The sequence below is a fragment of the Methylorubrum populi genome (genome assembly GCA_036946625.1).
In the GTDB taxonomy this organism is placed as follows: Bacteria; Pseudomonadota; Alphaproteobacteria; order Rhizobiales; family Beijerinckiaceae; genus Methylobacterium; species Methylobacterium populi_C.
In genome coordinates, this window is sequence record JAQIIU010000002.1 from 1,784,650 (window position 1) to 1,809,347 (window position 24,698).

Here is a 24,698-nt window from a genome sequence, read left to right on the forward strand (position 1 = left end):
CGCGGCGTCGGGATCGATCAGGCCGCCCGCGCGCGTCGGCGCGGGGCCGCTTCGGCGGGGGCCTTCTCGGCGGCGAGATCCACCGCCGGCAGGGTGTCCATGCCGCGGCTCGCCGGGAAGGTGACGATCACCTCGGTGCCCTCGCGCGGCTTCGACTTGAGCTGGAAGCCGCCGCCGTGGAGATCGACCAGCCCCTTCACGATCGGCAGGCCGAGGCCGGAGCCCTGCTCGGCGGTCTTGATCGCGAGGGAGCCGCGCCCGAACGAGGACATCACCGTGCCGAGTTCGTCCTCGGGGATGCCGGGCCCGGAATCCTTGACGCTGACATATTGCCCGCCCGAGGAGGTCCAGCCGACCTTGATCGTGATCTCGCCGCCCGGCGGCGTGAACTTCACCGCGTTCGACAGGAGGTTGAGCACGATCTGGCGCAGGGCCCGCTCGTCGGCCCAGAGCCGCGGCAGGGAATCGTCGATCAGGCTGGCGAAGGTCTGGCCCTTGCTGCGGGCCCGCAGGGTCATCATGTGGCGGCATTCCTCGACCGCGTGGGCGAGCTGAACCGCCTCCTCGCTGAGGTCGTAGCGCCCGGCCTCGATGCGCGACAGGTCGAGGATCTCGTTGATCAGGTTCAGCAGGTGCATCCCGCTGTCGTGGATGTCGGTGGCGTATTCCCGGTAGGCCGGGGCGGCGTGGGCGCCGAACACCTCGTTCTTCATCACCTCCGAGAAGCCGAGGATGGCGTTCAGGGGCGTGCGCAGTTCGTGGCTCATGGTGGCGAGGAAGCGGGATTTGGCGAGGTTCGCCTCCTCCGCCCGCCGCCGCGCCTCGTCGGAATTGGCCTTGGCCTGTTCGAGTTCGGTGAAGATCGCGTCCTTCTCCGCCCGCGACTGCAGCGTGCCGACGGCCGAGGCGTAGAGCCGGCGGGCGAGGCCGGCGAAGAACAGTTGGCTCGCCACCGTCATTCCGACGAGGAGCATCGTGTCCATGTCGCGCGAGGACAGGAGCAGCGAGAGCGCCGCGAGCATCAGCGGCAGCAGGCCGGACAGGGCCGCGACCGGGACGGTCGCGGCCAGCATCGTCGTCACCGCCGCGACGATGACGAGGCCGAACAGCGCGAAGGTGCGCGCCTCGGGCACGCCGGCCAGGAGCAGCATCGCCCAGGCGAGGCTCTGGCCGGACTCCCCGGCGATGAAGACGTGGCGCCAGCGCGTGAGCGGCAGGCTGTCCGGCGCCTGACGCAGGAAGCGGCGGCTCAGGAGCGTCATCAGCGTGACGGCCGCGAGCGGCCCGGCCGACCAGGCCGCCGCGGTCACGGCGGGCACCCAGATCGAGGAGGCGCCGGCCACGACCAGCGCCAGCAACAGGAGCGGGATGCCGGCCCCGACCCGGTACTGCGCGTAGAGGCGCAGCAGCTCGGTGTCGAAGGCCCGCTCCAGGCCGCTGGTCGAAGTCAGCCGTTCGCGGACCGAGCGCATCTCGCGCGCGATGCCGCGACGCTTGGCCACCTCCTGCGAGGAGGGCCCGCGCCCGCGCTGAACCATCTCCGCTGTGAGGTCGGCCATGCCAATCGGAACGCGAGGGGGGCCAGCCGTATCGCTGCGGCGCCCGGGAAGGGATCGGGGAGCCGTCAGCGTGCCTCGCGAACCGTTAAGAAGCGGCTTCGACACGCGCGCGAATTGTCTCGATCGGGGTGGGGACGGGTCCATCCCGAATTCATGTGTGCTGACGCACATCGGGAGGGGGCGCGAGGGATCAGAATCGGAACGATTCCAAATCCCGGAGCGCGCCCGATGCCGACCCTCAACCTGAACGGCGTGGCCCGGGAGGTCGACGCCGATCCCGACATGCCCCTGCTCTGGGTGATCCGCGACCGGCTCGACATGACCGGCACCAAGTACGGCTGCGGCATCGCCCAGTGCGGCGCCTGCACCGTCCACATGGACGGCCGGCCGGTGCGATCCTGCCAGACCCGCATCGGCGACGTCGGGGAGGCCGAGATCACCACGATCGAGGGCGTCGAGGGCAAGGTGGCCGATGCGGTCAAGGCGGCCTGGCGCGGCCTCGACGTGGTCCAGTGCGGCTACTGCCAGTCCGGCCAGATCATGTCGGCCATCGGTCTGCTCAGCGACAACCCGAAGCCCAGCGACGCCGACATCGACGGCGCCATGGACGGCAATGTCTGCCGCTGCGGCACCTACCAGCGCATCCGCGCCGCCATCCACGAAGCCGCCCGCTCGCTCGCCTGAGCCGCCTCGCAGCCTCTCACCATCCGGAGCCCGGCATGCTCAAGCTCGATCTCACCGAAGCGCTTTCCGCCGAAGCGGTCGCCGGTTCGGCGCGAGAAAGCGCGTCGAACCGAGACGACGTGCCCGCCCCCTCGCGGCGCGCCTTCCTCGCCGGCGCGGCGGCGGGCGCCGTGCTGCTCGCCTTCCGCCTCGACCTGAAGGGCGCCCGCGCCGCGGAAGGCTCCGACGCGCTGGCCAAGATGCCGGCCCAGCCCAACGCCTTCGTGCGGATCGCCGCCGACGACAGCGTGACGGTGACGATCAAGCATCTCGACATGGGCCAGGGCAACACGACGGGGCTGGCCACCATCCTCGCCGACGAGCTCGACGCGGACTGGGTACAGATGCGCGTCGCCTTCGCCCTCGCCGACGCCAAGCTCTACGCCAACGGGCTGATGGGCCCGGTGCAGGGCACCGGCGGCTCGACGGCGATCGCGAATTCGTGGTTCCAGTTGCGCAAGGCGGGTGCCGCCGCCCGCGCCATGCTGGTCTCCGCTGCGGCCGAGACGTGGGGCGTGCCGGCCGCCGAGATCACCGTCGCGAAGGGCGTCCTCGCCCACAAGTCGGGCAGGCAGGGCCGCTTCGGCGCATTTGCCGAGGCCGCCGCCGCGAAGCCGGTGCCGCAGGATCCCCGCCTGAAGTCGCCGGGCGAGTGGACGCTGATCGGCCGGCGCGTGCCGCGCATCGATTCCGCGGCCAAGACCGACGGGACCGCGATCTATTCCCTCGACATCCGCCGCCCCGGTCAGGTCACGGCGGTGGTCGCCCACCCGCCGCGCTTCGGCGCCAGCGTGAGGCGGGTCGATTCGCAGGCCGCGCAGGGCATGCCCGGCGTTCTCGGCATCGTCGCGATCCCGACCGGCGTGGCGGTGATCGCCCGCGACACCTGGAGCGCGATGAAGGCCCGCGAGGCGCTCAAGGTCGAGTGGGACGATTCCGCCGCCGAGACCCGCTCCTCCGAGGCGATCCTGGCCGAGTATCGCGAGACCGCCAAGACGCCCGGCCTCGTCGCCTCGCAAAGAGGCGACGCCGATTCGGCCATCAAGGGCGCGGCCAAGGTGCTCGAGGCCGAGTTCTCCTTCCCCTACCTCGCCCACGCCGCCATGGAGCCCCTCAACGCCACCATCGAGCGTGCGGCGGACAGCTCGTTCGACGTCTATGCCGGCTGCCAGCTCCAGACGGTGGAGCAGGCGGTGGTGGCCGCGACGCTCGGCGTCACCCCCGACAAGGTGAGGCTGCACACGCAATGGGCCGGCGGCTCGTTCGGACGGCGCGCCACCCCGGGCGCCGACTACTTCGCCGAGGCCGCCGCGATCGTGAAGGCCTGGGACGGCAAGGCGCCGGTCCACCTCGTCTGGACCCGCGAAGACGACATGGCCGGCGGCTATTACCGGCCGCAGGTCTACCACACATTGCGGGCCGGGCTCGACGCCGAGGGACGGGTCACCGGCTGGCGCCACACCATGGTGGGCAAGTCGATCCTGGTCGGCTCGCCGTTCGAGGCGATGCTGGTGAAGAACGGCGTCGACGCGACCACGGTGGAGGGCGCCTCCGACACGCCCTACGCCCTGCCGGCCTACCGCTTCGAGGTCCATAACGGACGCGAGGGCGTGCCGGTCCTGTGGTGGCGCTCGGTCGGCCACACCCATACGGCCCACGTCATGGAGGTGTTCATCGACGAGCTGGCGCATGCCGCAGGGGCCGATCCGGTCGCCTACCGGCTGTCGCTGCTGACCCGGGCGCCACGTCTGTCGGGCGTGCTGCGGCTCGCCGCCGAGAAGGCGGGCTGGAGCGGGAAGTCCGCGGAGAAGGGCCGCGGCCTCGGCGTCGCCGTGCACGAATCCTTCGGCTCCTACGTGGCGATGGTCGCCGACGTGACGGCGGGCGATTCCGGCGTGCGAGTCAACCGCATCGTCGCGGCGGTCGATGTCGGCGTGGCGGTCAACCCGGACATCGTCCGCGCCCAGGTCGAGGGTGCGGTCGGCTTCGCCCTGTCCTCGGTGCTGCGCAACCGCATCACCCTGAAGGACGGCGTGGTGCAGGAGACGAATTTCGACAGCTACCAGCCGACCCGCATCTCCGAGATGCCCCGGGTCGAGGTCCACATCGTGCCCTCCGAGGTCGCCCCGACCGGCATCGGCGAGCCCGGCGTGCCGGTGCTGGCACCCGCGATCGCCAACGCGGTCTTCACCGCGACCGGCCAGCGTCTCCGCTCCCTGCCCCTCGACCTGTCAAACCTGCGCGGAGCGTAACGCCGATCGGGACGGCTCGGTCCGCGGACCTATGCCGATGAGGGTCGGATGCGGCTCGCCCTGCACCGGAGCGAGCGGGACATCGTGCGTCCGTGCGAGGAGCCGCTTCCGCAGCGGAGCGGCTTCGGCCGCGCGTTGATCGAGAAGGCCCTCCCCTACGCCCTCGACGCGCGCACGCGCTTCGAATTGGGCGAGACCACCCTGCACTGCTCCATCGACCCGCCGCTGACCGACCGGCGCGAATCGGCCGGTAGGAGATCCCCCCGCAAAGGGCAGCCTCGCCTGACGCGATGCACCCGCGCGTGTCATACGCCATCCGGTTGATGACTTCGGCCTCTCCTGCGTCATCGCGAGGCGAAGCCGTGGCGATCCAGGGCGCGCCCTGGATCGCTTCGCGGCCGCTCGCGATGACGGAGGGGGGGGCCAAACCCGAAGCGATCAAGCGGAAACGGTATCAGGTCGCATGGACGCGATCCCGACCTCACGGGCGCACCGCCAAGCGGTCTGCCCGCTGCGGGCTTACGCAAGGTCGCCCCATCACGCTCCCGAGAAGGGCCGCCGCGAAAGCCGTGCATCGAACAGGATTCTTTCTTTGTTATTTTCGTCGCTCGGCAGCAAAACTTCGAAGATCAAAGAGATGGCCAGGGATTAACGCTATCGTTTTGCCGACTTATACCAGACGGCGACGATCCCGGCTCGTCGCCGGCTGCCGGCGCGGCGGCGGGCGTCCACCGGACGCAGGGAAGACGACCATCGGTCGGCGTCCAGGCCGCTTGGTATGAGAGCCTGTTTGACCGGCCGCCGTGTCTTCGTCAGGCAACGGCAAGGCGAGAGGAAGATCCTACTCCCATCCTGAACCCTCATCCTGAGGTGCCGGAGCGCAGCGGAGGCCTCGAAGGGTGCTCCAGGAATCGCAGCGGGATCTGGAGCCCCCTTCGAGGCCGCTCACGCGGCACCTCAGGATGAGGGGCGAGATGGGATCACTGCAGTCAAACAGGCTCTGACTGACGGGGGGATCGACGGAACCGGGAGGCGGCGCCCTCCCCGGCTACGCCAGCGCCCCCTCGATCATCCGCGCGATGCCGAGCGCACGGCCGTCGTCGCCGAAGCGGGCGACCACCTGCACGCCGAGCGGCAGGCCGTCGCCGGGCACCGGGACGTTCACGCAGGGCACGCCCATCAGCGTCCAGAGCCGGTTGAAGCGCGCATCGCCCGTCGAACCGAGCCCCTTCGGCGCGCGGCCGACGCTGGAGACTGTCAGGATCGCGTCGAAGCCCGAAAACATTTCCTTGAGCAGGCGGCGCGCCCGGTGCGCGGCGCGGCGTGCGCCGTCGTAGTCGGCCGCGCCGAGATCCTGCGCCCGGTCGAGCTGGCCGCGCAGCACCGGCGGCAGGGCGTCGCGGTGGGCAGCGTATTCCCAGGCGAGCGCTTGGCGCGCCTCGAAATCCTGCACGGTCGGGTGCGCGGCCCAGGCCCGCGCCAGGGCTTCCGGCAGGACGAGGTCGCTCACCGCCGCACCGGCCCGCTCGGCGGCCCGCGCCGCGCGGGTCAGGGCCGCGACGGCATCCGCGTCGGGGCTGCCGGCGAAGTCCTGGAGGCAGAGCGCGAGGCGCGGGCGCTCGGGCGCGGGCGCCTCGATCCCCGGCCGGTCGGCGATCAGCGCCAGCGCGTGGGCGATGTCGGCCACCGAGGCGCCGAACAGGCCCACCGTGTCGAGCGCCCAGGAGAAGGTCTTGACGCCCACCGTCGGCAGCAGCCGGAACGAGGGCTTAATCGCCGCGACCCCGCAGAAGGCCGCCGGGCGGATCACCGAGCCGCCGGTCTGCGTGCCGAACGCCAGCGGCAGCAGCCCGGCCGCGACCGCGGCAGCCGAGCCCGAGGAGGAACCGCCGGGCGTGTGGCCGGGATCGCGCGGGTTGACGGTGGCGGCGGGGTCGAGGCCGGCGAAGGCCGTGGTCGCGGTCTTGGCCAGCGGCACGGCGCCGAGCGCCCGCAGCCGCGAGACGATGGCCGCATCGGCCCGCGGGCGCCAGCCGGCATAGAGGCCGGAGCCGTACTCGGTCGCCATGTCGGCGGTGTCGATGATGTCCTTGATCCCGACCGCGATGCCGGCAAGCGGCCCGCTCTCGGGTACAGGCGCCTCGGGCGCGAGACGCAGGACTGCGCCGATGGAGGAATCGCGCTCGGCGATCCGGGCCCGCGCCGCGCGGATCGCCTCCGCCGCCGGGAGGATGCCGCCCGCGATGCGGGCGCGGGTGTCGAGGAGCGAGATCATGCGCTCCGACTCGGGGCCCGTATCGGATCTGTCAACAGCGCTCCATCGAGAAGCCAAGCGCGATGCGGCATCGTTAGCGGCCCGTTTACGGGGTGGTGCGCATCCTGGGCACCATGTGGCGTAAAGCGTTAGCGTTCTCGGCCCTGGTGCTGTTCGGCGCGGGGCTCACGGGCTGTGCGATCAACCGGTTCGAGCGCCGGGAGGCATGGCGCGACCAGGCGGAGCAGATGTGCATCGCCCGCAAGCTCGTGCAGCCGACGGCCTACGTCTCGCTCGGCCGCGAGATCGACGGTCCCGGCCCCTGCGGCATGCAGCAGCCGTTCCGGGTCACCCGGCTCGGCAACGGAACGGTGGCGCTCAAGCAGCGGATGACGCTCGGCTGCCCGGCGCTCGCCGAGGCCGAGGCGTGGCTCGCCGACACGATCCAGCCCGCCGCCAACCTGTATTTCGGCGTGCCGGTCGCCGAGATCAACGCGGGCTCGTATTCCTGCCGGGGCCGCAACAATCAGGTCGGCGCCAAGCTGTCGGAGCATTCCTTCGGCAACGCCGTCGACATCATGTCCTTCACGCTCGCCGACGGCCACGTCATCACCGTGAAGGGTGGCTGGCGCGGCACCGAGGCCGAGCAGGCCTTTTTGCGCGAAGTGTTCGTGGGGGCGTGCGCCCGGTTCTCGACGGTGCTGGCGCCGGGCTCCAACGTGTTCCACTACGACCACATCCACGTCGATCTGGCGATGCACGACCCGCGCGGCCTGAAGCGCATCTGCAAGCCGCTGCTCAAGTTCGAGTCGCAGCTCACCGCGGCCGACGGCTCGCCCCGGCCGCTGGCCTCGCCTCGCCCGCCCGCGCGCCAGACCGTCCCGTCCCAGGCCCCCATCGACGTGGAGGAGGACGATCCCTACGGCATCGCACCGACCTCCGCGCGCACGACCGGCACCCGCGTCGCCCATGCGCCCGTCTCTCACGAACCCGTCTCCCATGCGCCGGCCGCTCCGGCACCCACGGCCTACACCGCGTCCCCGCCGAGCCGGCCGCGCTCTCCCGTCCCGGCCCACGACGCGGCCTACGAGCCGCTGTCGCTCGCCGCGCCGGGCCCGTCGAGCGAGCCGATCTATTGATCCCTTCGGGGTGTGCCCGGCACACCCCAGGGCGAGCCGAAAGCGGCGTCCGCGCCCGGTCCAAGCTTGACTTGGAGCGGGCGCGGCGCATCGTCTTTCGCCCATCCGGTGCCCGCCGCGATACGCCCCGCAGGAGCGGCGTCGCGCCGCGGCACCCTCAACAGGCGGACCAGAGCGGCATGCGCCCGAACCTTCCCCTCGCCGTCCTGGCGCTCGGCCTCGTCGCGGCCTCTTCCCTGCTGCCGGCTTACGCCCGATCGGGGCGCGAAGAGATCTCGCCGGCCGAGGAGCAGACCTTCCCCTACGACGCCGACATTCCCGGCTGCCAGGACGCCGACGTGCTGGAATCGGTCTCGACCCAGTTCGCCGAGAAGGAGGCGAAGTTCTGGAACTCGTCGCTGACGATCGTCTCCTACGAGCGGATCGAGCGCACGGCCTGGCGGCCCTACGGCGTCGACTTCATCCCGCGCCGCTTCTGCTCGGCCCTCGCCACCACCTCGGACGGGGTGCGGCGCAAGGTCGATTACTCGGTGCGCGAGAGCCTCGGCATCATCGGCTCGACCTGGGGCGTCGACTTCTGCGTCCACGGCCTCGACCGCAACAACGCCTACGCCTATGCCACCGCCTGCCGGATGGCCCGGCCCTGACCGGGCACGGGCCCAGCGGAAGGGCTCCGAAGTCCGGTCAGCTCTGTTCCCCCTCCGGCTCATCACCGCCGTCATTCCGGGGCCGCGCAGCGGAACCCGGACCCGAAGGGGCGCGCCGCAGGCGGGCCATCCACCCGTGATGCGTCACCGAAGCCGGGCGGCGGGGCCAGTCGTGGATTCCGGGCTCGCTTGTCAGCGCCCCGGAAGGACGATCGTCGGGTGTCGGGGTAGCCACCCCGCATCCCGAAAGCCTGTTTCGTTGACCTGGGTTCGCATCCCCGTGCCAAGCGGATGCAAGCTTGACTTGCAGGCCACGCCCGGCATCGTCCCGAGGCGTCCCCGATCCCGAGTCCCGCTCATGCCCCGCCTCCATCGCCTCGCCGCCCTGGCCCTCGGCCTCACCCTGGCCTCCGGCGCGCAGGCGCAGGATTTCGGCGGATTCCGCCGCGGCGGCGAGCCCGGCCGCTTCGACTTCTACGTTCTGGCCCTCTCTTGGTCGCCGACCTACTGCGACGGCGAAGGAGCGCGCCGCGACCGCAACGGCCAATGCGCCCCGGGCCGCGGCCTCGGCTTCGTCGTCCACGGGCTATGGCCGCAACACGAGCGCGGCTTCCCCTCGAACTGCTCGGCGGCGGAGCGCCCGCTCACCTGCAACGCGGTGGAGGCCGCGGGCGAGATCATGCCGAGCGAGGGGCTGGCCCGCCACGAGTGGCGCACCCACGGCACCTGCTCCGGCCTCGATCCGGTCGCCTACTTCAAGGCGGTGAAGACGGCCCGCGAAGCCGTGACGATCCCCGAGAGCTTCGTGAGGCCGGAGGGCGACACGCGGGCCGCACCGATCGAGATCGCCCGCCAGTTCGTGATGGCCAACAAGGGCCTGCGCCCGGACATGATGTCGGTGACCTGCCGCCGCGGCCAGTTGCAGGAGGTGCGGATCTGCTTCTCGAAGGATCTGCGCGGATTCACCCCCTGCCCCGAGGTGGCGCGCCGGAACTGCCGCGCGGGCGCGGTGGCGATCGAGACGGCGCGCTGACGCGCGAAGCACCGCCTTTTCGCTGAAGACACGGGTTTCGCCGGTTTTGGTTTTTCCGGAATCCGCATTATCTCCCGCGGTGGGGCCGGCAGGTGGCAGCCCGCCGGCCCCGTGTCATACCGTTTCCGATTGATCGCTTCGGGTTTCGTCCCCCCCTCCGTCCTCGCGAGCGGCCGCGAAGCGATCCAGGGCGCGGGCATGTCCGGAAAGGGCGCGCCCTGGATCGCCACGGCTTCGCCTCGCGATGACGCAGGAGAGGCCGAAGTCATCAACCGGATGGCGTCTCAGACGATCTTGCTCAGATCGGCGAGGTCGATGCTCTAGGCGCCAACCGTCTCGCGTTTTCGTCGCGGTGATGCTGGCCGCCCCGCCCGTCAACGGCGGCGGTCGAGCAGCCTCGGTTCACAGGGCTCCCGAGGTTGCGCCCTCATGTCCTGAATCCTGGAAACGCGCCCTGAACTACCGTCACGCCTTCCACGCCGGCAACTTCGCGGACGTGCTCAAGCATCTCGTGCTGACCCGCGTGCTCGTGCATCTGTGCGCCAAGGACAAGCCGTTCCGGGCGATCGACACCCATGCGGGACTCGGCGTCTACGATCTCGAAGCGGAGGAAGCCGGCCGCACGGGCGAGTGGCACGACGGCTTCGGCCGGCTCGATGCGCCGTTCGCCCCGGAGGTCGAGGCGCTGCTCGCGCCCTACCGCGCGGCGGTCGCCGCCGTGCGGGCCCGCCACGGCGTCACCACCTATCCCGGCTCGCCCGCGATCATCCGCGCGCATCTGCGCGCCGGCGACAAGGGCGTGTTCGTGGAGCTCCACCCGGCCGACGCCGCGACGCTGGCGCGGCGCTTCGCCAGCGATTCCCGCACCAAGGTGATGCATCTCGACGGCTGGACCGCTCTGAACGCGCTGATCCCTCCGCCCGAGCGCCGCGGCCTCGTGCTGATCGACCCGCCCTACGAGGAGCGCGGCGAGATCGATCGCCTCGGCATGAGCCTGCTCAAGGCCGTGCGGAAGTGGCCGACGGGCGTCTATCTCGGCTGGTATCCGATCAAGGACGTCCCGGGCGTCGACCGTATGGCCGCCGCGCTCGACGCGGGCCTGGAGCGGCCGGCGCTTCGCCTCGACCTGATGATCGAGCGGCCCGACGATCCGACGCGGCTCGCCGGCACCGGCCTCGTCGTCGTCAACCCGCCCTGGACGCTGGCGGCGGAGGCCGAGGCGTTTCTGCCCGCCCTCGCCGAGCGGCTCGCCCGCAGCGGCTACGGAGCGTTCCGCTGCGAGCGGCTCGGGCCGAGTGCCTGAAGCGATCCTGCCGGTGAATGGTGTCGGACCGCTCAAAGCCTCATTCGGCGCCGTCGCGATCCTGGATGGCTTCGCCTGACGGCTCGCAATGACGGGGAGCACCAGCCATCCGGGGCGCGATGCAGGCCGGATACAGAAATCCCGCTCCGTTCCGAAGCCGCCGAAGGCTCAGGCCGCGACCCGCCCCTCCAGCGGGAATACCTTGGCCGGGTTCATCAGCCAGGCGGGATCGAACACGTTGCGCACCCGCATCTGCTGATCGAGGTCGGCCTGCCCGTACTGGAAGCGCATCAGCTCGCGCTTCTCGATGCCGACGCCGTGTTCGCCGGTGAGGCAGCCGCCGACCTCGACGCAGAGCTTGAGGATCGCGTCGCCCGCGGCCTCGGCCTTCTGCAACTCGCCGGGCCGGTTGATGTCGAACAGGATCAGCGGATGCAGGTTGCCGTCGCCGGCATGGAACACGTTGGCGACGCGAAGACCCTGCTCCGCGCAGATCGCGCCGATCCGCTCCAGCACGTGGCCGAGCTGGCCCGTGGGGATCGTGCCGTCCATGCAGATGTAGTCGGAGATGCGCCCCGTGGCGCCGAAGGCGGATTTGCGCCCCTTCCAGATCGCGGCGGACTCGGCCTCCGACTTCGAGACGCGGATGCTCGTCGGGTTGAAGCCCGCGGCGATGGCCTCGATGCGGGCCAGCATGTCCGCGCATTCCTCGTCGGAGCCCTCGACCTCGATGATCAGCATCGCCGCGGCGTCGCGCGGGTAACCGGCCTTGGCGAAGTCGTCGGTGATGAGGATCGCCTCGCGGTCCATGTACTCGATGGCGACGGGGATGATGCCGGCGGCGATGATCGCCGCGGTGCAGGCGCCGGCATCCTCGACCGAGGCGAAGCCGACCAGGGCCGGCCGCGCGCCCTCGGCCGCGCGCAGGATGCGCACGGTCGCCTCGGTGACGATGCCGAGCTGGCCTTCCGAACCGCAGATCAGGCCGAGCAGGTCGTAGCCGGCGGCGTCGAGATGCTCGCCGCCGATCTCGACCACGGTGCCGTCGTTGGTCACCAGCGTCACGCCCATCAGGTTGTTGGTGGTCACGCCGTATTTCAGGCAGTGCGCTCCCCCCGAGTTCATGGCGATGTTGCCGGCGATGGTGCAGGCGAGCTGGCTCGACGGGTCGGGGGCGTAGAAGAAGCCCTCGTGCGCCACCGCGCCGGAGATGGCGAGGTTGGTGATGCCGGCCTCGACCCGGGCGGTGCGATTGGCGAAGTCGAGGTCGAGGATGCGGGTCATCTTGCCCACGCCGAGGATGATCGCGTCTTCCTGGGCGATGGCCCCGCCGGCGAGCGAGGTGCCGGCACCGCGGGCCACCACCGGCACGCCGTTGGCATGGCAGAAGGCCATCACGGCGGACACCTCCCGCGTCGTGGAGGGCAGCACCACGGCGAGCGGCATCTTGCGGTAGGCGGTCAGCCCGTCGGTCTCGAAGGCGCGGCGCTCGTCCTCGCTCGTCACCAGGGCCTCGGGCGCGACCAGGGCCGACAGGCCCGCGATGATGGAATCGCGGCGGGCGACGACGTCCGCATCCGGGACGGGGAAGGCAATCGACATGGCCGGCATCTCCTCCGAAAGGTCGCCTCGAGGCCGTTCGCCCGGCTGGGCGCGGGACTTCCGATTTCGTCGCGTCGTCGGGCGGTTCACGGGCAACGCGATCCGACCTTCAGCCGCGCTTCAGGCCGAGCATCGCAAGGTTCGCCCGGACGCTATCGAGCCGAAGTCCGGCCGAAAGTCCACAGGGATGCAGGGCGGTTCCCTGTCCCTCATGCGGTCGCCGACTGGACGGCAGGCCGGCGCAGTCTATATCTGTTCTAAGGCAAAAGGCTCTGCCATAAGCAAGCCGGCTTCGGCCGATCCAAGGAGGAAAACAACGATGCGTCATCTCATCCTCGGCGCCGCGCTCGCGGTGCTGCTGCCTGTCGCCGCCCACGCCGAGGGCGATGCCGCCGCTGGCGAGAAGGCGTTCGCTCCCTGCAAGGCCTGCCACAACTTCGAGAAGAACGGCGTCGGCCCGACCCTGAAGGGCGTCGTCGGGTCCAAGGCCGGCGAGGGTGCCGACGGCTACGCCTTCTCCGACGCGATGAAGAAGTCCGGCATCACCTGGGACGAGGCCAACCTCAAGGAGTGGCTCACCGATCCGAAGAAGAAGGTGCCCGGCACCAAGATGGTCTTCCCGGGCATCAAGGATCCGAAGAAGGTCGACGACATCATCGCCTATCTCAAGACCAAGTCCTGAGGCCCGACGCCTTCGGGCTCGTCCGGCCGACACGGAAAGCCGCCCCTCGGGGCGGCTTTTCTCGTCGTGAGGGCCTTTTCGCGCGAATGCGTCAGCAGGGGGAAGCCGTTTCCGGCATCTCGACACTGCCGGCGCGGGCATGAAGTTCGTCGCGCATCGAAGCGAGGCTTTCGAGGAGCGTGCGCCGCTGGTCGAGGGTCATGCCGGTCATGCCGCCCACCGTGTGGGGCAGGCAGTCCATCTTGCCCTTGAGCCCGCGCCCCTTCTCCGTGAGGAAGATGCTGACCTGGCGCTCGTCCGGCCGGTCGCGGGCGCGGCGGACATGGCCCGAGGCCTCCAGGCGCTTGAGCAGCGGCGTGAGGGTTCCGGAATCGAGGAACAGCCGGCTGCCGATCTCCTTGACCGACAGACCCTCCTCCTCCCACAGCACCAGCAGAACGAGGTATTGCGGGTAGGTCAATTCGTGATGGGCCAGCAGGCTGCGATAAGCGCGGCCGAAGGCATGCGCTGCCGCGTAAACGGCGAAGCAGAGCTGGTTGTCCAGGAATTGCGGGTCATCGCGGCCCGGTTGACTCATGGCACTCTTCCTCGGTGCGCACACTGCGCACTGGCTCTTCCGGACGCGCGAACGCGCCCGGCACCGGCGATATGGGGGCGGCGAGCCGCCTTCGCGAATCGTGCGGCCGCTCCCGCGATCCGCCGCCACCTTCGGTGGAACGACCTGCACGGAATGGCAACCGCTCCGCGCGGCACTTCGCCCTCTCCGCGCCGCGCGTTCCGGCCGATGGCAGCCCACGCGGCGGAATCCCTGCGGCGGACCTAAGCCCTGAACCCTAAAGAAAAATCCTCGTGGGTACAATCGAACCACGCGCATGGCTTTCGCCTTCATCCGCATGGACCGCGCCTTTTCCGTGCTGCGCGGGAGGTGCGACGCTACCCCTCGTCGCGCTTGGCCGGTGCCAGCGGCGTGATCCGCAGCGTGGTGATGCGGTTCTTGGCCTTGCGCAGCACCTGGAAGCGGAAGCCGTGGAAGCTGAAGGCGGTGCCGGCATCGGGGATCGCCCGGGCCTCGTGGATGACGAGCCCGGCCACCGTGGTCGCCTCGGCGTCGGGCAGGTTCCAGTCCATCGCCCGGTTGAGATCGCGGATCGGCACGCCGCCATCGGCGTGGACCGAGCCGTCGGGCTGCGGGCGCACGCCGGAGACGGCGACGTCGTGCTCGTCGGCGATGTCGCCGACGATCTCCTCCAGGATGTCCTCCAGCGTCACGAGGCCCATCACCTCGCCGTACTCGTCGACGACGAGGGCGAAGTGGGTCTTGCGCGCCAGGAACGCCTTGAGCTGGTCGCGCAGGGTGGTGGTGCCGGGCACGAACCACGTCTCCAGCGCCAGCGCCTCGACCCTGAGGGAGGCCGCATCGCCCCCGGCGGCGGCGAGCGCCCGCAGCAGATCCTTGGCGTGGAGCACGCCGACGATGTTCTCGTGGCCGTCCCGCCAGAGCGGCATGCGGGTGTAGGGCGAGGCCAGCACAGCGCGCACGATCTCCTCGGGCGGCAGGCTCGCGTCGATGGTGCGCATCTTGGTGCGGTGGACCATCACCTCGGAGACGGTCAGCTCGTCGAGGTCGAGCAGCCCGCCCAGCATGTCGCGGTCGGACTTCTCGACCCCGCCCTCGCGGTGCAGCAGGGCGACCTGGCCGCGGATCTCCTCCCGCGGCGTCAGGATCGAGCGGCCGGCATCGATGGAGAGACCGAGCGGGCGCAGCATGGCCCGCACCAGCCCCTCCACCGCCAGCGCCGGCGGGCCCAGGATGCCGACCGCGTAGGCCACCGGCCGGGCCGAGGCCAGGGCGATCCGGTCGGGATTGTTGATCGACAGGATCTTCGGCAGCACCTGCGCGAAGACGATGACGAGCACCGAGGTCGCGGCGGTGGCGTAGAGCACGCCTTCCCGGCCGAACAGGCTCGTGAGCACCGCGGCGGTGAAGGCCGAGGCTCCGATCGCCACCACGTTGTAGCCGATCAGCATGGCGCCGATGAAGCGCTCGCGGTCATCGAGGATGCGGTTGACCAGGGCCGCCCGGCGGCTGCCGCCGGTCTCCAGGGACAGCATCCGCGCCCGCGAGGCGGCGGTGTAGGCGGTCTCCGCCCCGGCGAAGAAGGCGGACAGGATCAGAGCGATCAGGACGATCGCCCCGGCGAGCCAGAATTCGGTACGGTCCATGGGCGCGGCAGGTCCGGGGGCAGGTCTTCTGCACGGGCGGCGAGCCCGCCGTCCTCGCGCATTCTATCGCGGCGCGGCGAGACTTTGGAGTTTCGGGGATGGAGCCCGGCGCCCCCCTCCCCTCCGCGGGAGAGGGTGGCTCCCGAAGGGGTCGGGCAAGGGGGCGCCGCTTCCGGATGGACCTGAGCAGGTCCCTCTCCCGCCTCGCATCCGCGAGGCATCCTCCCCCGCGGAGGGGAGGGCTTTTCGCACGCCCCTCTCATACCAAGCGGCGCCGATCCGGACCGATGGTCGGGATCGGCGCATCCGGCGGATGATCGCCGCCCCGCGGTCGCGGGGGCAGCCGACGATGCGTGATCCTCATCGCCGCTTGGTATGATACGATATCCGGTTGCTGACTTCGGCCTCTCCTGCGTCATCGCGAGGCGAAGCCGTGGCGATCCAGGGCGCGAACTTTCCGGACAGGTCGCGCCCTGGATCGCTTCGCGGCCGCTCGCGATGACGGAGGGGGCCCAAGCCCGAAGCGATCAATCGGAAACGGTATCAGAGCCTGTTTGACGGCCGACGTGTCTTCGCCAGGCAACGGCAAGGCGAGCGGAAAGCCATGGCTCCCATCCCCACCTTCAGCCTGAGGGGCGAGATGGGATCACCGCAGTCGAACAGGCTCTCAGCCCTTGTCCCCCTCCCCGGTCGGCTCGGCCGGGCTGTCGATGGTGCAGGAGACCGCCTGCACCGCCGCGTCCGCCAGGGCGCGCTCGCTGGGGAGCGCGGCGATCACGCGGACCACGGCGAAGCCGCGCCGGGCCGGGGCGACGATGCGCACGTCGCGGTTGATCTCGCCGGCCACGTCGTTGGCGAGCGCCTCGTCGTACTGGGCGCGGGTCATCACCACGAGGTCGAGGCCGCCGCGCACCGCCGCCTGATCGGTCACCGCGTAGAAGGCGCCGCGGCGGCTGTGCATCGAGACCGAGAGCATCAGCGAACCGGCCTGGGCCGAGACGCGCATCGGCCCGTCGTCGAGATCGTAGGAGCAGACGCCGACCGAGACCCCCGGATCGGGGTTCGGCAGCCATTCCCCGTTCGCCGCGGGCGCGCCGGCGAGCCCGTGGATGCGCAAGGGGTGATCGAGGGTCTCGCTCGCCCGGGCGCGGGTGAAGGCATCCCCTTCCGAGAAGCGCGGGATCGCCAGCACCGTGGCGATGTGGACGATCCCGGCGATGACGAGGCCGCAGGCGGTGGCGAGCAGAAACGCGCTCCGGCTCATGAGCCGCACCCCGTGCGCTCGATCGCGGGCAGGCTGTCGCGGTCGAGCGAGCCGACACTGGCCGCCACCGGCGTGTCGTAGAGGCGCAGCGCCAGCCGCACCGGCCCGCTCGGCCGCGGCATCGGCAGCCAGTTGCCCGGCTGCACCTCGGGGCCGAGCAGGATCGCGAAGCGGCCGTCGGGCTCGCGCAGGATCTCGGTCGAGGTGAAGCCCATCCGCACCGGCTCCCGGCCCGGCTCCGGGGCGCCGCGGCCCGTCACGGTGATGGTCCAGGCCCGGGCGGGGGGCGTGACCCCGGCCAGCCGGTAGGTGCAGGTGGCATCGAGGGTGCGCCCGGCGTCGTCGTCGGCTGCTGTGAGCAGCATGCCCTCGCCGACCGCGAGCGGGATGTCGCCGCGCCGCGCGTTGACGGCGCGGGTGTAAGGGTCGGAATCGAGCGAGCCCGCCCGCGGCCACGCGGTCCAGCTTCCGATGCGCGTGCCGCCGAAGGGATAGCCGCCGCTGGTGGCGTAGTCGGCGCTGGCGAGCCCGAGCAGGCCGCCGAGCGTCAGCGCATAGACGAACAGCCCGACCCGGGAACTGCGCGAGGCGGCCCCTCGCGCAAGGCGGCGCAGGCGCGCGGAACCGTTTCCTTCGGGCACGAATCCTTCGCGCGCAGGGGTGCCGCCCGCCGGGCCGATACCGCTCGACATCGCCATGGCAGCCGGCCTCAGGGCGTCCCGAAGCCGCCGGAGACGCGCGCGCCCTCGGCGACGTCGACGGGGGCGAGGCCGGGCGCCCGCATCCGGTCCGGGGCGACGGCGCCGGACCGGGCCGGGTCGGGTTTGGCGGCGGATCGGCTGGTCTCGACGGTGCGGAACAGGCCGTTGAGGCTCGACAGGACCTCGAAGGAGCGGCGCGAGAGCCGGCCGCCGGTGCTCGCCGCCGCCGCGCCGTCGGCCTGGGCCTGGGCGGCCTGCGGCGCGCCCTTGCGGTCGTTGAGTCCGGGCATCGGCTTCAACTCGATGCCCTGGTGGGCCGGGGCCATGATCTCGTGCCACGTCATCGCGGGGAGCGAACCGCCGGTCATCTTGTTGGTCGGGCTGTGGTCGTCGTTGCCGTACCAGACGGCGCCGACATAATTGCCGGTGTAGCCGACGAACCACGCGTCGCGGTAGCCGTTGGTGGTGCCGGTCTTGCCCGCGACCTTCACGCCCTCGATCTGGGCCTTTCGCGCGGTGCCCTCCTCGACGACCTTGTTGAGCATGTAGTTCATGTCCGCCGTCACCTGCGACGAGAGCACCTGGACCGGTTTCTCGTCGGCGTGGCGGTAGATCACCTCGCCGCTGGAATTGCGCACCTCGGTGGCGACGTAGGGCTTGGCGACCCGCCCGCCGTTGGCGAACACGGCGAAGCCCGCCGCCTGGTCCATCACCGTCACCTCGGTGGAGCCGATCGGCAGGGAGGGCGTGTCGGTGAGCGGCGTCGTCACGCCCATCGCCTTGGCGAGCCCGATGACCTTGGCGCGGCCCGCCTTGGCGGCGTTCCACTCGTGGGTGATGCCCATCCCCTTGCCGATGGCGGTCGTGACCTTGATCGGAATCGTGTTGATCGACTTCGCCACCGCGAGCCACATCGGCTGGCGGCCGGAATAGGAGCGGCCGTAATTCTGCGGGCACCAGTTGCCGACGCAGACCGGCGAATCCACCACCGGCGTGTCCGGCTTGAACAGACCCGAGGCGAGCGCCGCGGCGTAGACGTAAGGCTTGAACGAGGAGCCGGGCTGGCGCAGCGCGTCGGTGGCGCGGTTGAACTGGCTCTCGCCGTAATCGGCACCGCCGACCATGGCCCGCAGGGCCCCGTCGGGATCGAGGATCACCACGCCGGCCTCGTCCACGTCGTACTGGTCGCCGAAGCGCCGCAGCGTGTTCTCCACCGCCTGGTCGGCCGAGCGCTGGATCGAGAGGTCGAGCGGCGTCTTGACGGTGAGCACCCGGTCGTTGCGGAGCTTGCCCGCATCGGCCATCCGCTTCACCTCGCCGAAGGCCCAGTCGAGATAGTAGTCGGCGGTGATGTCCTTGGTCCGGGTCACCGGGGTCGCCGGGTTGCGCAAGGCCGTCTGGATCTGCCCCTCGGTGACGAAGCCCGCTTCGACCATGTTGTGCAGCACGTCGACCGCCCGGCCGCGGGCGGCGGGCAGGTTGACGTTGGGCGAGTACTTGGTCGGCGCCTTGAACAGGCCCGCGAGCATCGCCGCCTCCGCCAGCGTGATGTCCTGCAGCCGCTTGCCGAAATAGTAATCCGCCGCCGCCACCGCGCCGAAGGTGCCGCCGCCCATGTAGGCGCGGTCGAGATAGAGCTTGAGGATCTGGTTCTTGGTCAGGTGCGCTTCGAGCCAGAAGGCGAGGAACGCCTCGTTCACCTTGCGCTCCAGCGAGCGCTCGTTCGACAGGAACAGGTTCTTGGCGAGCTGCTGCGTGAGGGTCGAGCCGCCCTGCACGTTGCCCTTGCCTGACGAGTTCGAGACCAGCGCGCGGGCCGTGCCGATCGGGTCGATGCCCCAGTGCTCGTAGAAGCGCCGATCCTCGGTGGAGAGCAGCGCCTTGATCATCAGTTCGGGGAAGTCGTCGAACTTGAGCGAGTCGTCGTGCTTGATGCCGCGCCGCCCGACCTCGGTGCCGTAGCGGTCGAGGAAGGTGACGGCGAGATCCTGCGCCTTCAGCCAGTTGTCGCTGGTGAGGTTGAAGGCGGGCTGGGCCAGGAACAGCAGCAGCAGCGCCCCCCCGGCGCCGAGGGTCACGCCCTCGCTGGTGAGATCGAGGACGAACCGCTTCCAGCCGCGGAACGAGAAGGCCTGCATCCGCGCCTGGAAGCGCTCGTAGGCCTCGGTGGTGGAGTGGCCGCCCTCGTAGAGGCTCGCATTGACCCAGGCATCGAAGGCCAGAGCCGCGCGGCCGATCCGTGTCGTCAGCGTCTTGAGGCTGGGCAGGCGCACGGCGTGTTCCGGTTTCTCTCGGCGTTGTCCGGGGCGGCGCGGAGCGGTGGTCCGGACAACGACGCCCCGACACGTTCTGTATCAGGACACGGCCCGGGCCGCGAGCTTTCGCTTTCGTTAAGGAACGCGAGGCGCGGGCCGCCGTCCCCTGATCTCCGCGCCGACCTGTGATTAACCTTAAGGACGATGGACGCCGATTCCGGCGGGCGGATGGCGACCGTCCCATGACACCGTCTCATGGCTCCGTCCCATGGCGGAGCCCGGAATCCACCCGCGTTCGCAGCCCTGGGATCGTCCCGGCCGCGCTTGCTCCCGAGGCCCCCGTGCCGCAGGAGGGCCGTCCCGATCCGGGACGACACGATGAAGGCGAGCGAGGCGCCAGACATGGCCGACGATCTGGCCGAGCGCGGCGAAGAGCCGTTCTGGCGCGTGAAAAGCCTGGAGGCGATGGGCCCGGCGGAGTGGGAGAGCCTGTGCGACGGCTGCGGCCGCTGCTGCCTGCTCAAGCTCGAAGACGACGATACCGGCGAGATCCACCACACCGATGTCGGCTGCACCCTGCTCGACGCCCATGCCTGCCGCTGCCGCGACTACCGCAACCGCGCCAAGCGGGTGCCGGACTGCGTGCGGCTGACCCCGGAGGCGGTGCGCACCATCCCCTGGCTGCCGCCGACCTGCGCCTACCGCCTCGTGCGCGAGGGACGCGACCTGCCGGCGTGGCACCCACTGAAGACCGGCCGCAAGGCGAGCGTCCACGAGGCCGGGATTTCCGTGCGCGGGCGGGTCGCCGGCAACGAGGAAGAGTTTTCCGACGACGAACTGGTCGAGCGCATCGTCGCTTGGCCGGACGAGGCTGCCTGAGCGCGAGCGCGGCTTCCGCGCAAGGCCGTTCGCTCCGCCCCGGCCCGAACGGGCGCAGTTCGCCGAGCGCCCGCAACGTCCCGTCACCTCTGCCGGCTTGATCCCCGTGCCGCGGCGCGGCAGAGCAGGGGCGCACGCAATCGTCCGCCGCCTCCGCAGGTTCGCTCGCCCGGAGAGCCCCCGACAAGCAAGCGATCGGCCGGGATGCCCGACAGCCAAACCCCCTCGCAAACCCCCTCGCACGCCCCCTCCGACCATGCCCGCGCCGGTGCCGTCTCACCCGGCCCGGTCCGCGAACGCTACGACGCCCTGGCGGCCTCGGGCGCGATCGAGCGCGATCCGGCGCAGATCCGCCTCGTCCAGGCCCTCGACCGGCTGGTGCAGAACCTGGAGCGCCGCCGCCGGGCGAAGAAGGGGAGCGCGCTCGGCTGGCTGTTCGGCCGCAAGGACGACGATGCCGGACCACCGAAGGGGCTCTACATCTGGGGCTCGGTCGGCCGCGGCAAGACCATGCTGATGGACCTGTTCCACGAGGCTGCGCCGGGCCCGAAGCGCCGGGTGCATTTCCACGGCTTCCTCGCCGACGCGCACGAGCGCATCCACGCCCACCGGCAGGCGCTCAAGCGCGGCGAGGCCAAGGGCGACGACCCGATTCCGCCGGTGGCGGACGCCCTTGCGGCGGAGGCGACGCTGCTCTGCTTCGACGAGTTCACGGTGACCGACATCGCCGACGCGATGATCCTCGGGCGCCTGTTCGGGGCGCTGTTCAAGCGCGGCGTGACGGTGGTGGCGACCTCGAACGTCGAGCCCGACCGGCTCTACGAGGGCGGCCTCAACCGCGCCCTGTTCCTGCCCTTCGTGGCGGAGCTGAAGGAGCGGGTCGAGGTGCTGCGCCTCGATTCCCGCACCGATTTCCGCCTGGAGAAGCTCGGCGGTTCCTCGGTCTACCATGTCCCGGCGGACGCGGCGGCGCAGGCCGCGCTCGACGCCGCCTTCAAGGCGCTGACCGGCCGGGCCAGGGGCACGCCGGGCGCGGTCAAGGTGAAGGGCCGCGCGGTGCCGGTGCCGGAGGAGGCGGGCGGCGTGGCCCGCTTCGGCTTCGACGATCTCTGCCGCCGCCCGCTCGGCGCGTCGGACTACATGGCGCTGGCCGACGCCTACCACACGCTGATCGTCTCCGGCATTCCGGTGATGGGCGAGGCCGAGCGCAACGAGGCCAAGCGCTTCATCACCCTGGTCGACACGCTCTACGACGCGCATGTGAAGCTCGTCGCCTCGGCCGAGGCCGAGCCGACCGGCCTCTACACCGCGGCGCAGGGCCGCGAGGCCTTCGAGTTCGAACGCACCGCCTCCCGGCTGATCGAGATGCGCTCGGAAGAGTATCTCGGCACCCCGCACGGGCGCTCGCCGTCCGAGTCGAGCGAGGGGCTGGCCGAGACGTGATACCAACCGGCGATGATCCCGGCTCATCGCCGGTTGCCCGCGCGAAGGCGCGGCGGCGGGCGTCCGCCGGACGCAGGGAATCCGACCATCGGTCGGATTCCCTGCAACTCGGTATGAGCCGTCCCTATCGCGGCGCCTTCCGCGGCAGCGGCCGGCTGAGATAGGGCGAGCCGGGCACGAGGAAGCGCCAGGGCGTCTCGGCGCCGCGGGTGATGCCGATGCGGGTCGTGGCCGCGACCGGGACCGGCGCCTCCGGCGCACCCCAGGCGAAGGGCGCCCGGTCGAGGGGCAGGCCGTCATGCGACAGGTCGATGCCGAGCGCCTGGGCGAGCCGGCCCGGCCCCGCGCAGAGCAGGCGCGGCGCGTCGAGCCCGCGGCGGGCGCGCATCCCCGCCAAGCCCTCGCTCGGCGCCAGCGCCCGCAGGAGCACGGCGCTGCCGGTCTCGCAGACGAGGTTGAGGCACCAGTGCAGGCCGTAGGAGCGGTAGACGTAGGCGCGTCCCGGCGGCCCGAACATGCTGGCGTTGCGCCGCGTCGGCCCGCCGAAGCTGTGGGAGGCCGGGTCGGTCCGGTCGTAGGCCTCGGTCTCGACGAGGGTGCCCCCGACGCCGTCCACGAGCAGGGTGCGGCCGATCAGGTCGGCGGCGACCGTCGCGGCGGGCCGGTCGAAGAAGGCGGGGTCCACGGCCGGTCCCTCCTCTTCCGCGTCAGGAGGCCTTCCGCTGCAGTTCGGCGCGCACGCGGGCGATGCCCGGCGGCTTGAGTTCGAGCGCCAGCCGCACCGCGTCCTCCAGATAGGCCTGGGGCGTCATGCCGGCGCGGCCCGCCGCCCGCGAGACCGCCGTGGCGAGGTCGGCGCCGAGCGCCACCTGCACCGTCTCCGCCTGCCGGCCCGGCGCGGCGGGCGCCGGATCGGCCGGCGGCAGGACCGGCTGGCCGAGCGCTTCCCGGCGGCCGAGGGCCGCGAGGCGGTCGGCGCGCTCGTTGCCGGCCTCGCCGGCATGGCCCCGCACCCAGGTCCAGCGCACGTCGCGGGCGCTCGCGAGCGCATCGAGGCGCTGCATCAGGTCGATGTTCTTCACCGGCCCCGTGGCGGTGCGCCAGCCGCGCGCCTTCCAGCCGCGCATCCACTCGGTGACCGACTTCACCACGTACTGGCTGTCGCAGCGCATCTCGATCGCCGCGCCCTCGGGAAAATGCTCCAGGGCGCGGATCGCCGCGGTCAGTTCCATGCGGTTGTTGGTGGTGGCGCGCTCGCCGCCGTGCAGCTCGATCGTGCCGGTGGGGTCCTGGATCACCGCCCCCCAGCCGCCGGGGCCGGGATTGGGGTCGCAGCCGCCATCCGCGTAGACGATGGTTCGCATGGGTGTTCAACCGCCCTGTGTTCGGAGCACCGGAAAAGGGGCGTGCCTCGAACCCGGCCCCCGCGCATCGTCTTTTTTCCGAAAGCCGGAGGCCACCTTTCGGGACGATGCTCTAATATTTGGCCACCACCGGCGCGGCCAGCACCGCCTGCGCCGGCGGTTCGGTGAGCCCGCAGCGCGCGGAGGCGTCGGCCGGCAGCAGCGGGTCGAACAGCGCCCGCCGGCCTTCGAGGAAGGCGAGCGCCTGCTCGGCGGACGCGGCCTCGCGGCCGGGCATCTCGGCCAGAAAATGTTCGAGCGCGTAGCGGTAGCGGGCGATGCGCAGGCTCGTCTCCAGCCGCACCCAGGCGACGAGGCAGCGGTTCTCCGCGACCCGCATCGCCGCCTGCCGCACATCCCCATCGTCGAGGCTTTCGGAGAAGGGCAGCGCGCGCAGGCGCACCCCGTCCGCCGCGAAGACCCGTCCGGCCAGCGCCGCGAAGGGCGGGATCAGGCGGCCGTCGGCGACCGCGTCGTCGGACAGCCGGCGGTAGCGCGAGACCGGGGAACGGAAGGCCTCCGAGATCAAACCTTCGTGATAGGCCGGCACGGCGTCGCGCCGCCAATCCGGCGGCAGCACCCGGGCGCGGGTGAGGTTGGCCAGCGCATCCTCGAAGGCGGCGCGGCCGTCCGCCGGCATCAGGAAGCGCCACGCACGGTCGCGCAGGGTCGCCTCGTCGTCGGTGAGCGGAGAGGCCGAGGCGGGTTCGCCGCGCTCGCGGGCGGCCAGCGTTCCCGTGGTCTCGACGAGCCCGTTCCAGGCGCTGCGCGCCGGACGCCCGAAATCGCCCTCCTGTGCACAGGCCGCCAGCAGCAGCGGCACCAGAAGGGGCGCGAGAACGCGAGGCCCGATCCGCCTCACGAGCGGCAGCGCTTCGGAACCGGGGCGGTCTCCGCCTCCGGCAGCCGCTCGTAGCGCACCCCCGTGAACAGCAGGATCCGGCCGCGCGGGGCATCGTCCGCCCCGCGGCGGAAGCGGCGGGGGGCGCCTGTGACGAAGGGCACGACGGAGCCCGCCGGGCCGCCCTCCCGGTGAGCCGGCGCCGCCCGTTCGAGCGAGGGCGAAGCCAGACAGGTCTTTGGCGAATTCGTGTTCGAAGGGGTCATGGGCTTCGAAGGGGTCATGGACCTCGTCCCGTCGGTGTCTGTGGCGGCCGGCGCCCGCCCTTTGGGTCTCTGCGGGACGAGCCGGCGCGGGACGGGCCCGCCCCGGCCGAGCGATCTGGCCGCAAGCTCAGCACGACGTGGTTAACGGACTGTTGCGAAGCCGGCCGCTTCCGCGCGATCCGGCGGGAATGCGGCCGTCGCGGCACGCGCCCCGCCATCCGGCACACTC

21 protein-coding genes and 1 pseudogene are annotated in these 24,698 nt (G+C 71.3%); 10 read left to right on the top strand and 12 right to left on the bottom strand.

Features of this window, described 5'->3' with window-relative positions:
* Positions 1-17 precede the first annotated feature (17 nt).
* Positions 18-1,559, bottom strand: a complete 1,542-nt coding sequence (locus PGN25_10395; GenBank protein MEH3117978.1) for a HAMP domain-containing sensor histidine kinase — start codon at positions 1,557-1,559, stop codon at positions 18-20.
* A gap of 228 nt (positions 1,560-1,787) precedes the next feature.
* Here PGN25_10395 and PGN25_10400 point away from each other — a divergent pair, with 228 nt between their 5' ends.
* The 3 genes and pseudogenes from PGN25_10400 (at position 1,788) to PGN25_10410 (ending at position 4,858) form a co-directional block, all read left to right on the top strand.
* A complete protein-coding gene (locus tag PGN25_10400) occupies positions 1,788-2,243 on the top strand; it encodes a (2Fe-2S)-binding protein (GenBank protein MEH3117979.1) in 456 nt (151 codons plus the stop codon).
* A complete protein-coding gene (locus PGN25_10405) occupies positions 2,240-4,534 on the top strand; it encodes a xanthine dehydrogenase family protein molybdopterin-binding subunit (protein MEH3117980.1) in 2,295 nt (764 codons plus the stop codon). The genes PGN25_10400 and PGN25_10405 overlap by 4 nt, the downstream gene beginning before the upstream one ends.
* A 6-nt stretch (positions 4,535-4,540) precedes the next feature.
* A pseudogene (locus PGN25_10410) lies at positions 4,541-4,858 on the top strand (hypothetical protein).
* A gap of 724 nt (positions 4,859-5,582) precedes the next feature.
* On the opposite strand, the gene PGN25_10415 reads toward PGN25_10410, so the two are convergent.
* Positions 5,583-6,809: an amidase gene (locus tag PGN25_10415; protein MEH3117981.1), complete on the bottom strand. Its 1,227-nt coding sequence runs from the start codon at positions 6,807-6,809 to the stop codon at positions 5,583-5,585.
* A 113-nt stretch (positions 6,810-6,922) separates the two neighbouring features.
* Here PGN25_10415 and PGN25_10420 point away from each other — a divergent pair, with 113 nt between their 5' ends.
* The 4 genes from PGN25_10420 (at position 6,923) to rlmJ (ending at position 10,910) form a co-directional block, all read left to right on the top strand.
* Entirely contained in the window at positions 6,923-7,927 is a 1,005-nt protein-coding gene (locus PGN25_10420) for an extensin family protein (GenBank protein ID MEH3117982.1), read from the top strand.
* 179 nt (positions 7,928-8,106) lie between these two features.
* A complete protein-coding gene (locus PGN25_10425; GenBank protein MEH3117983.1) occupies positions 8,107-8,574 on the top strand; it encodes a hypothetical protein in 468 nt (155 codons plus the stop codon).
* A gap of 358 nt (positions 8,575-8,932) precedes the next feature.
* Positions 8,933-9,607, top strand: coding sequence for a ribonuclease T2 (locus tag PGN25_10430; protein MEH3117984.1), 675 nt, complete (start codon positions 8,933-8,935; stop codon positions 9,605-9,607).
* Positions 9,608-10,103: 496 nt separating this feature from the next.
* Positions 10,104-10,910 (top strand): 23S rRNA (adenine(2030)-N(6))-methyltransferase RlmJ, encoded by an 807-nt coding sequence (gene rlmJ, locus PGN25_10435; protein MEH3117985.1) that lies wholly within the window; start codon positions 10,104-10,106, stop codon positions 10,908-10,910.
* A gap of 168 nt (positions 10,911-11,078) precedes the next feature.
* On the opposite strand, the gene PGN25_10440 is transcribed toward rlmJ, so the two are convergent.
* The gene (locus PGN25_10440; protein ID MEH3117986.1) at positions 11,079-12,512 is read right to left on the bottom strand and encodes an FAD-binding protein; all 1,434 of its coding nucleotides are present in this window, start codon (positions 12,510-12,512) and stop codon (positions 11,079-11,081) included.
* Positions 12,513-12,831: 319 nt separating this feature from the next.
* On the opposite strand from PGN25_10440, the gene PGN25_10445 reads away from it, so the two are divergent.
* Entirely contained in the window at positions 12,832-13,194 is a 363-nt protein-coding gene (locus PGN25_10445; protein ID MEH3117987.1) for a cytochrome c family protein, read from the top strand.
* Between the two features lie 91 nt (positions 13,195-13,285).
* On the opposite strand, the gene PGN25_10450 is transcribed toward PGN25_10445, so the two are convergent.
* The 5 genes from PGN25_10450 to PGN25_10470 all read right to left on the bottom strand — a co-directional run bounded on the left by PGN25_10450 (position 13,286) and on the right by PGN25_10470 (position 19,655).
* Positions 13,286-13,771 carry a MarR family transcriptional regulator gene (locus PGN25_10450; GenBank protein ID MEH3117988.1) on the bottom strand — a complete coding sequence of 162 codons (486 nt, stop codon included), beginning with the start codon at positions 13,769-13,771 and terminating at the stop codon, positions 13,286-13,288.
* A 356-nt stretch (positions 13,772-14,127) separates the two neighbouring features.
* A complete protein-coding gene (locus PGN25_10455; protein ID MEH3117989.1) occupies positions 14,128-15,417 on the bottom strand; it encodes an HlyC/CorC family transporter in 1,290 nt (429 codons plus the stop codon).
* 667 nt (positions 15,418-16,084) lie between these two features.
* Positions 16,085-16,681, bottom strand: coding sequence for a hypothetical protein (locus PGN25_10460; protein ID MEH3117990.1), 597 nt, complete (start codon positions 16,679-16,681; stop codon positions 16,085-16,087).
* Positions 16,678-17,379, bottom strand: a complete 702-nt coding sequence (locus tag PGN25_10465; GenBank protein ID MEH3117991.1) for a DUF1214 domain-containing protein — start codon at positions 17,377-17,379, stop codon at positions 16,678-16,680. The genes PGN25_10460 and PGN25_10465 overlap by 4 nt, the downstream gene beginning before the upstream one ends.
* Positions 17,380-17,390: 11 nt before the next feature.
* On the bottom strand, positions 17,391-19,655 hold the full coding sequence (locus tag PGN25_10470) for a PBP1A family penicillin-binding protein (protein MEH3117992.1): 2,265 nt from the start codon (positions 19,653-19,655) through the stop codon (positions 17,391-17,393).
* Between the two features lie 396 nt (positions 19,656-20,051).
* Here PGN25_10470 and PGN25_10475 point away from each other — a divergent pair, with 396 nt between their 5' ends.
* Together PGN25_10475 and zapE are read left to right on the top strand one after the other, a co-directional pair.
* Positions 20,052-20,516 carry a YcgN family cysteine cluster protein gene (locus PGN25_10475; GenBank protein MEH3117993.1) on the top strand — a complete coding sequence of 155 codons (465 nt, stop codon included), beginning with the start codon at positions 20,052-20,054 and terminating at the stop codon, positions 20,514-20,516.
* A gap of 204 nt (positions 20,517-20,720) precedes the next feature.
* The gene (zapE, locus tag PGN25_10480; protein MEH3117994.1) at positions 20,721-21,959 is read left to right on the top strand and encodes a cell division protein ZapE; all 1,239 of its coding nucleotides are present in this window, start codon (positions 20,721-20,723) and stop codon (positions 21,957-21,959) included.
* Positions 21,960-22,083: 124 nt separating this feature from the next.
* On the opposite strand, the gene PGN25_10485 is transcribed toward zapE, so the two are convergent.
* From PGN25_10485 to PGN25_10500, 4 genes are all read right to left on the bottom strand, one after another.
* On the bottom strand, positions 22,084-22,644 hold the full coding sequence (locus PGN25_10485; GenBank protein MEH3117995.1) for a DNA-3-methyladenine glycosylase: 561 nt from the start codon (positions 22,642-22,644) through the stop codon (positions 22,084-22,086).
* A gap of 22 nt (positions 22,645-22,666) precedes the next feature.
* Complete coding sequence (gene rnhA / locus PGN25_10490; protein ID MEH3117996.1) at positions 22,667-23,323, bottom strand: ribonuclease HI; 657 nt, start codon at positions 23,321-23,323, stop codon at positions 22,667-22,669.
* A gap of 112 nt (positions 23,324-23,435) precedes the next feature.
* Positions 23,436-24,215 carry a hypothetical protein gene (locus PGN25_10495; protein ID MEH3117997.1) on the bottom strand — a complete coding sequence of 260 codons (780 nt, stop codon included), beginning with the start codon at positions 24,213-24,215 and terminating at the stop codon, positions 23,436-23,438.
* Between the two features lie 5 nt (positions 24,216-24,220).
* Entirely contained in the window at positions 24,221-24,469 is a 249-nt protein-coding gene (locus PGN25_10500) for a hypothetical protein (protein ID MEH3117998.1), read from the bottom strand.
* Positions 24,470-24,698 lie beyond the last annotated feature (229 nt).

Coding starts and splice junctions, on each gene's coding strand:
- PGN25_10430 (MEH3117984.1), top strand. CDS start 8,933: ATGCCCCGCCTCCATCGCCTCGCCGCCCTGGCCCTCGGCCTCACCCTG.
- PGN25_10445 (MEH3117987.1), top strand. CDS start 12,832: ATGCGTCATCTCATCCTCGGCGCCGCGCTCGCGGTGCTGCTGCCTGTC.
- PGN25_10460 (MEH3117990.1), bottom strand. CDS start 16,681: ATGAGCCGGAGCGCGTTTCTGCTCGCCACCGCCTGCGGCCTCGTCATC.
- rnhA (MEH3117996.1), bottom strand. CDS start 23,323: ATGCGAACCATCGTCTACGCGGATGGCGGCTGCGACCCCAATCCCGGC.
- PGN25_10425 (MEH3117983.1), top strand. CDS start 8,107: ATGCGCCCGAACCTTCCCCTCGCCGTCCTGGCGCTCGGCCTCGTCGCG.
- zapE (MEH3117994.1), top strand. CDS start 20,721: ATGCCCGACAGCCAAACCCCCTCGCAAACCCCCTCGCACGCCCCCTCC.
- PGN25_10455 (MEH3117989.1), bottom strand. CDS start 15,417: ATGGACCGTACCGAATTCTGGCTCGCCGGGGCGATCGTCCTGATCGCT.
- PGN25_10395 (MEH3117978.1), bottom strand. CDS start 1,559: ATGGCCGACCTCACAGCGGAGATGGTTCAGCGCGGGCGCGGGCCCTCC.
- PGN25_10450 (MEH3117988.1), bottom strand. CDS start 13,771: ATGAGTCAACCGGGCCGCGATGACCCGCAATTCCTGGACAACCAGCTC.
- PGN25_10400 (MEH3117979.1), top strand. CDS start 1,788: ATGCCGACCCTCAACCTGAACGGCGTGGCCCGGGAGGTCGACGCCGAT.
- PGN25_10500 (MEH3117998.1), bottom strand. CDS start 24,469: ATGACCCCTTCGAACACGAATTCGCCAAAGACCTGTCTGGCTTCGCCC.
- PGN25_10415 (MEH3117981.1), bottom strand. CDS start 6,809: ATGATCTCGCTCCTCGACACCCGCGCCCGCATCGCGGGCGGCATCCTC.
- PGN25_10440 (MEH3117986.1), bottom strand. CDS start 12,512: ATGTCGATTGCCTTCCCCGTCCCGGATGCGGACGTCGTCGCCCGCCGC.
- PGN25_10465 (MEH3117991.1), bottom strand. CDS start 17,379: ATGGCGATGTCGAGCGGTATCGGCCCGGCGGGCGGCACCCCTGCGCGC.
- PGN25_10420 (MEH3117982.1), top strand. CDS start 6,923: ATGTGGCGTAAAGCGTTAGCGTTCTCGGCCCTGGTGCTGTTCGGCGCG.